Source organism: Paenochrobactrum gallinarii, from assembly GCF_014205685.1.
Lineage (GTDB): Bacteria > Pseudomonadota > Alphaproteobacteria > Rhizobiales > Rhizobiaceae > Paenochrobactrum > Paenochrobactrum gallinarii.
Genome location: NZ_JACIIU010000043.1, coordinates 1 through 7218 on the forward strand (window position 1 = coordinate 1; position 7218 = coordinate 7218).

Annotated in this window: 10 protein-coding genes; 5 read left to right on the forward strand and 5 right to left on the reverse strand. The window is 44.7% G+C overall.

What is annotated here, in order from left to right; genetic code table 11:
- Window positions 1-205: 205 nt before the first annotated feature.
- From FHS77_RS16320 to FHS77_RS15280, 3 genes are all read right to left on the reverse strand, one after another.
- On the reverse strand, window positions 206-472 hold the full coding sequence (locus FHS77_RS16320; protein WP_246431376.1) for a hypothetical protein: 267 nt from the start codon (window positions 470-472) through the stop codon (window positions 206-208).
- 14 nt (window positions 473-486) lie between these two features.
- On the reverse strand, window positions 487-1185 hold the full coding sequence (locus tag FHS77_RS16325) for a tyrosine-type recombinase/integrase (RefSeq protein WP_246431377.1): 699 nt from the start codon (window positions 1183-1185) through the stop codon (window positions 487-489).
- Window positions 1186-1311: 126 nt separating this feature from the next.
- On the reverse strand, window positions 1312-1893 hold the full coding sequence (locus tag FHS77_RS15280) for a tyrosine-type recombinase/integrase (protein WP_184224790.1): 582 nt from the start codon (window positions 1891-1893) through the stop codon (window positions 1312-1314).
- A 109-nt stretch (window positions 1894-2002) separates the two neighbouring features.
- Between FHS77_RS15280 and FHS77_RS15285 the strand changes: the two genes are divergently transcribed.
- Complete coding sequence (locus tag FHS77_RS15285) at window positions 2003-2683, forward strand: MarC family NAAT transporter (protein WP_184224791.1); 681 nt, start codon at window positions 2003-2005, stop codon at window positions 2681-2683.
- A gap of 46 nt (window positions 2684-2729) precedes the next feature.
- On the opposite strand, the gene FHS77_RS15290 is transcribed toward FHS77_RS15285, so the two are convergent.
- Window positions 2730-3490 (reverse strand): IS5 family transposase gene (locus tag FHS77_RS15290; protein ID WP_246431378.1). Its coding sequence is split into 2 segments (ribosomal slippage): window positions 2730-3157 and window positions 3157-3490, totalling 762 coding nucleotides; the frame shifts between segments, so codons are not numbered across the junction.
- A 226-nt stretch (window positions 3491-3716) separates the two neighbouring features.
- Between FHS77_RS15290 and FHS77_RS15295 the strand changes: the two genes are divergently transcribed.
- From FHS77_RS15295 to chrA, 4 genes are all read left to right on the forward strand, one after another.
- On the forward strand, window positions 3717-4844 hold the full coding sequence (locus FHS77_RS15295; RefSeq protein WP_184224792.1) for an acyltransferase family protein: 1128 nt from the start codon (window positions 3717-3719) through the stop codon (window positions 4842-4844).
- 258 nt (window positions 4845-5102) lie between these two features.
- Window positions 5103-5246 (forward strand): hypothetical protein, encoded by a 144-nt coding sequence (locus FHS77_RS15300; RefSeq protein ID WP_184224793.1) that lies wholly within the window; start codon window positions 5103-5105, stop codon window positions 5244-5246.
- A 25-nt stretch (window positions 5247-5271) separates the two neighbouring features.
- Window positions 5272-5478 (forward strand): gpW family head-tail joining protein, encoded by a 207-nt coding sequence (gpW, locus tag FHS77_RS15305; RefSeq protein ID WP_184224794.1) that lies wholly within the window; start codon window positions 5272-5274, stop codon window positions 5476-5478.
- A 93-nt stretch (window positions 5479-5571) separates the two neighbouring features.
- Entirely contained in the window at window positions 5572-6627 is a 1056-nt protein-coding gene (chrA, locus tag FHS77_RS15310) for a chromate efflux transporter (protein WP_184224795.1), read from the forward strand.
- Window positions 6628-6686: 59 nt separating this feature from the next.
- Here chrA and FHS77_RS15315 read toward each other — a convergent pair.
- Window positions 6687-7218 (reverse strand): DDE-type integrase/transposase/recombinase (locus tag FHS77_RS15315; RefSeq protein ID WP_184224796.1); only part of this gene is annotated, 532 nt, incomplete at its 5' end.

Sequence of the window (7218 nt, forward strand, 5' to 3'; positions counted from 1 at the left end):
AACCGATAACCACAAAGCTCTGCAAGAGCCTACACCGTTCCCATTTCGCTAAGCCTAAATGGGAGCGGTGTCAGATCAAATCAGAACTAATACAATTAATCATCGCCTTTTACTTTGTTTAAGAAACTCGACCACTCTTCCATCATGGCGCGGCGCTTCTCAAGCGCTGTGCCACGGCGATAGGCGGCCTCAGTCTTGTCTTTAATCACATGTGCGAGCGCCGCCTCAGCAACATCACGCGGATAACTTGTTCATCACCTGCCCAATCGCGGAAGCTACTTCGTAATCCATGAAGTGTAGCATCGCCTGCGCCAGCTGCACGAAAGACTTTTATCATAGCAGTGTCGGAGATTGGCTTACCTTCGCGCTCACCTTCAAAAACTAAATCACCAGTTCGAATTTCTAATTGTTCCTGTAATATTTCCAATACACGTTCTGTCAGTGGGACTTCATGAGGTTTACTTGCCTTCATACGTGAGGCAGGAACTATCCAAAGCTTTTCTGCAAAATTGATTTCCTTAAATTAGAAACAACCAAAGGTAAGTCTTTATATCCAACAGCAGCATGATGCCCCCTGCTCAACTTACTCCGTGCTGGCAGCAACTCTTTCAAACCACCACGCCAATCAGCTGGATTGTCCCCAACATAAAGCCCACGAGCTTTTGCATGATCGATTACCGCAGCAATTCGCTGGCGGGTACGATCTGCTGTTTCTGGTATCTTAGTCCAAATGGGCTTTAAAACTTCAACGACATGGTCGCGAGTGATATCGGCTATCGGTAACTTATGCAGTGGCTCAGCATATTTTTTCAGCGTCATGACCCATTGAGCTTTATGCTTATCATTTTTAAAGCTCGCCTGCTTCACATCCAAAACATCATCCATGACGCTCAAAAATGTTTTGCGGCTATGCAGATCGTCTCCGCGAGCTAACCTTTCACGTATCGCATCAGCTTTTTCACGAGCTAATGCTAACGATACAGGCGCAATTCCCTGCCCGTATCCACCGAGGCCTAGTTCCGTTCTTTGCCCATTTCGTTTATATATAAAAAACCACTGCTTTGAGCCACCAGCTCGAATACGTAAAAACAAGCCGTCGCCATCCGAGTATATGCCGGGCTTTACCAACGCCTTAATGCGTGTTTCAGATAGCTTGTTCCTTGCCACTTCAAATCCTCTTGCCATAACTTCACTGCTAAAATTATGGCAAATAAGGTTATTTGAAATACCTCATATCAGCAATATCAATATGTTGCATAAATACGCGGGCACCCCCTCCGCCATCTCTAAAAAAGTTCCGTTGTTTTTCAATTACTTGGCTCCTTTTTTGTCTAACTTTATTTTTGGGTTGGTCAAATTATGTTCGCTTTCTGATCCACCAATTGCAACAATACCCATATCGGAAAGCCGCTTTTGATCGGCAGCGTTTGTGTAAATTGAAAGCGTCTTGAGATTTGTATGTCCGGTCACTGATTTGATGATATCGGCAGACATTCCGGCCTCGGCCACTTGCCTTGCCGCAGCTTTGCGTAAGCCATGCGCTGAACAGCCTGTTAAACCAGCTTCATTGCACCGATCACGAAACCAATTGCCAAATCCTGCCTCACTGAAAGGCGCACCATATTCAGTGGTTAAAAAGGTCAGGTTATCTTTAGCTAATACCGAAAGTTCTATTTCAAGATCTGGATGAAGCTTTAGCTCTAATTCAGCTCCAGTCTTATTTTGTGCGACACGCAAGCGACCTTCTTTTAAATGCTGCCAGCCCATCACATCGCCACGACGCTGTGCGGTGTATAAAAGCAAAGCAAGAGCTAAACGCGCCTTTGTACCAGATGGATGTCGTTTCTTGTAAGCATCGATCTCCGGATCTGTCCTCATATGGGCATTTGCCATGCTGGCACCAGGTGCATTCGCTGTGAATGTTGGTTGGCTAGATTGGATTAAGTAAAATTTGCCTTTTCTTTAGAAATCCCTCATAGGGTTAAGAAAAAAGGGTTTCTAGATGTCATATATTGTAGATTTTTTTAAATATACATCAATTGTTGTTATTGGCCTTTTGCCAATTATGAACCCGCTGACTACTTTTCCGCTTTTTATGTCTCTGACAAATCGTATGTCTGCGGAGAAAAAGCGTAAACAAGCTGCAAAGGCTTGTGTCTATGCTTTTTTTATTCTGGCAAGTTTTCTTCTACTGGGTAAAGGTATCATCACACTTTTTGGCATTTCTATGCCAGGTATTCGTGTCGCTGGCGGGATTATCATCCTGATTTTGGCGTTACGATTGGTATTTTCAGGCAACGATCCCTCATCAGAAGTCGAATCCAGCGCGTCCGACATTAAAAAAGCTGATATGGATTATTCATTCTCGCCTTTGGCTATGCCAAGCCTTGCAGGCCCCGGCTCTATCGCGGTGGTGATGGGGTTTGGTTCACAAATCCCAAGTGGCCAGATGGTTATGGGGCATGTTCATATTTTAATCGGTATCGCTATTGTTACAACAATTGCTTACATCATGCTTTCAGCTTCGCAATGGATTGAAAAACTTCTTGGAAAACATGGCACACAAGCAATTTCTAAAATTATGGGCTTTTTGCTTACATGTATTGCTGTGCAGTTTTTAGCATCAGGTATACGTGATTTTTACGTTGAATTTTCAAGCCTGAGCACGACCGCCACACTTTAACAGGCATAAACTACAAGCGAACGATTACTAAACCTAGGCTCAGGACTCATTGATTAATCCAGAAGATAATTATTGCCGCAATGCAGATTGCTGACATGAACGTGTGTGCACAGCGATCATAGCGGGTGTGGACACGTCGCCAGTCCTTGAGCTTTCCGAACATATTCTCAATTTTGTGCCGCTTTCGATAGAGCATAACGTCATGCGGTATTGGCACTTTTCGGTTTGCTTTTGATGGGATGCAAACCTTGATGCCACGCTTAGTGAGTGCATCACGAAACCAATCTGCATCATAGCCCTTATCAGCCAAGAGTGCGTTAGCTTCTGGAAGAGCGTTAATTATCAAGGCTGCGCCTTTGTAATCACTCATTTGTCCTTCTGAGAGAAGCATTATTAATGGTCGACCATGGCCATCGCACACCGCATGTAATTTGGAATTCAGCCCACCTTTGGTGCGTCCGATACGTCGGGGAACATCCCCTTTTTAAGCAGACTGGCTGCGGTGCGATGAGCTTTGAGATGAGTAGCATCAATCATGAGTTCATTGGGCTTTCCACCTTTTGCCGCCAGCTCAGAAAAAATGCGATTGAACACTCCGAGACGACTCCAGCGAATGAACCGGTTATAGATAGTTTTGTGTGGTCCATATTCTTTAGGCGCATCACGCCAGCGTAAGCCGTTCTTAATCACAAAAATGATGCCACTGATAATTCGACGGTCATCGACCCTCGGTATACCATGGGATAAAGGAAAATAAGGCTCAATACGGCGCATCTGCGCTGGCGACAACCAAATAAGATGACCCATGGCGCACCTCCTGATACGACCAATGAAACAGTCAAATCAATCCAACGCAAGACATTTAATAGGTCCTGAGCCTAGTGTTTCCCCTCTGGCTTTTGCGTGAAGGTTGTCTATAAATAGTCTTAATTGTACTGGATAAAAAATAAAAACGCTAGCCTTTCCTATTAAAACAGCATAACCATTCAATTTAGTTGTAAATTCAAACAATGTTTTTGTGAATTGGTGTATAATGCAACGACTTCCAGATTTTGATGGTTTACGTTTCATTCTATGTTTAGGAATTGCTACTTTTCACTATTCTTTCCGCATGTCGATCGACAATGAATTCATCACTTCTGTTATTTTACGTTTTTCTTATTTTACAGATATATTTTTTATCGTATCAGGACTATTCCTTGCGCGCCGTGCCTATGGCACATGGGATAAACGTCAATACTTTGCTTTTCAAGCAAAGCGTTTAGCACGTATTTACCCTCTTCACGTAGCCGCTTTTTCTTGTTTCGCTCTAATCTCTATTGCTTATGCATATGGATTTATTCATCCGAATGCCCAGCCCGATACAAGTTGGCGAAATGCTATTACCCAATTATTTCTTTTGCATAGCTGGGGTCTGGGTAGTACTTTTTCTTACAATTATGTCAGCTGGTCACTCAGCGCTTTATTCCTGATGTACCTTTGCTTTCCATTATTCGATGTTTTAAGCAAACGTTTTGATGTAGGGATTTTAGCAGCGCTTATTATAGCACTCATCGGTGGTGAGTTTTTAACACGAATGCTTGGCGGCCCTTCTTTAACCCGAGCGCAATTTACTAATTTCGGCATATTACGGGTTTTACCATCATTTTTGTTTGGTATGTGGTTGGTAAGACATCAAAATATAGTTCTGCCAAAATCATTGACCTATCTTGGCCTTACCATATGCCTTATCATTTTCTTGTTCTACTCACCAGCTGATGTAGACGGACACACTGTGGTTCTTGAAGGACCGGCACGCCTCATTTTCCTATATGTGTTCACATTTCTTCTATATAACGCAAGCACACAAGGTTTCTACACACCTTTGCAATGGTCAGGTTTTGCCAATCTTTCGCGTTATAGTTTTGGAATTTTCATTTTACATCCACTCGTTGGATTATTTTTCTTTAATGCAATTCCACCATTCTGGGAAAACTCTGTTGCAGGTTCCCTTTTTATCATAGCAGCTGGTGTCACTGTGACAGTATTCATTGCCGCGATTTCATGGAAAATATTTGAAAATCCAATCAATAGCTGGTTGGTTGCCAAAATAAATAAATGGCAAAGTAACGGAGTGATCCCAGCATTAAAAAAACAGCCACAAGCTAATAAAATTCAATAGTAAGGCTGCTAAAATTAAATAGCCCTAAGAGCCTGAATGCAATTACCGGAATGACGCGCATCAACCTCATGAGGCACCTCGCGACAAGTTCACTGCGCTTATCCGAACGCCAGCCGTCCAGAGCGTGTGCGACAGGATGCAAGTCTTGCTAACTTCATCAAAGGCTGAGCTTGCAAAGCTGATCAACATCTCGCCAGAGCGTATCTCGCAATATATTGCATCCGGCCAGATTGGCGGTGATACATTGGCGGTGATACTTTGAAAGGTTCGGGACGACGCACCCGTATTATCGCCAAGAAAGCCAAGCACCATTTAAATAATCGTCTGGATGTCTCGCCGCGCGTTGGTCAATTATTGATGCGCTATAGCCGAGCAAAACAACGTGCGGCATGGCGCGGTTAATTCCTATTTTACATGGTAAAAACTCATGATAAATCGCGCATTGCCAGAACAGAGGTTGGCGCAGGCGCGTGAAGCCTTGCGCAAATTGTTGACCGGCGCCTCGACGGTTCCGCTGAGCAATCAGGGTGAAAGCATCACCTATAGTAGTACTGATGAAGCCCGTTTGCGCAACTATATCCGCAAGCTGCAAGGTGAGCTCGGCATGAGTAGCGTTTCTTTCTTCAATGAATGAATCTATTGTAAGCTCTTTGCAATATTAGCCTGTTAAAGGACTTAAAAATATATGCAGCAAAAGCTGTGTTTATAATTATTAGGGAAGTCCATAATGAGCAAAACAGTTCGGCCTGCCGGAACGACAGGCGAAGTATTCAAAGCATTTCTAATCTTAGGACTGACCTCATTTGGCGGCCCTATTGCTCACCTTGGATATTTTCGAACCGAATTTGTAGAGCGCCGTCGTTGGCTTACCGAGCAAGCTTATGCCGATCTGGTAGCCTTGTGTCAGTTTCTACCAGGTCCTGCGAGTAGTCAGGTGGGTTTTGCACTAGGATTAACACGCGCCGGCTATCTTGGTGCTTTAGCCGCTTGGATCGCCTTCACTTTACCATCAGCTATGATCCTGGTTCTATTCGCAATGGGCGCAAACATCTTTGATAGCACGATTGCACAAGGGATCGTTCACGGTCTTAAAATAACTGCCGTTGCCATTGTTGCCCACGCCGTTTTAGGAATGGCACGCAACCTGTGCCCCGATCACCAACGCACAGGCATTGCTTTAGGAGCAGTAGTCACAGTCGTTTTTATAAGCGGACCTTTGGGGCAAGTTGCGGCGATTTTGGTTGGTGCTTTTGCTGGCTTAATCCTATGTCGACAAGGTGGCGTTCAACAAAAACATGATCTCGTTCTGCCTGTATCATCTAACTCTGGCTATGTTGCTGCCTTCATATTCACCTTATTCCTTTTAGGACTCCCCGTGATCGCTTGGGTAAGTCCTTCACCTTCAGTAGCACTGATGGATTCCTTTTATCGTGCTGGTGCTCTCGTATTTGGTGGCGGCCATGTTGTCTTACCTCTCTTAGAAGCTGAAACCGTTCAATCCGGCTGGATAAGCGCTGATGAATTTTTAACAGGCTATGGCATAACACAAGCCGTTCCAGGCCCTTTGTTCACATTCGCAGCCTATTTAGGTGCTTTGATGGAGCCCATGCACAGTAAGTTGCTGGGAGCTGGCTTAGCACTGGTAATGATCTTCTTGCCGGGTCTGCTTTTACTAATAGCTATCGTGCCGCACTGGAACAAATTCCGCCGCTGGAAAGGTGCGCAATCCTTGATGCACGGTGCCAATGCTGCAGTTGTCGGCATCCTTGGTGCCGCCCTCTGAAGTGGTCCTGTTTTTCTGAACAGTTTTTCGATCCAGCTAAGATGCACCCTGGTTAGGTTTCATGCTGCTTGGTTGATGTGTATTGCGCTAAAATATGCACTATTCGGCGTTTGTTTATCAAGGGCGGTGTGTGGTCGCTCTGTGTTGTAAAATCCAATCCAGTCTTTGATCACTCGTCTGGCTTGGAAGCCATCCAGCAGTTCATGCAAATATACGGCTTCTTGTTTGAGTGATCGCCATAATCTTTCGATGAAAATGTTGTCGAGATAACGCCCACGACCATCCATTGATATTTTGATCTTGGCATCAGTCAGAATAGCGATCCAGTCTTTTCCAGTAAACTGGGCCCCTTGATCGGTATTCATTATTTCAGGCTTGCCGTATTTAAGAATGGCCTCATTCAAGGCTTCAACGCAGAAGCTGGCATCCATCGTATTGGAGAGCCGCCATGACAGCACCTTGCGCGTTGCCCAATCCATAATCGCAACCAGATAAAGAAAGCCACGCTGCATGGGGAGTGGAGTAAGAAGCGCAAACGCGCTTCTCCTCCCCGAACCGTACGTGCACCTTTCAGCGCATACGGCTCTCCAT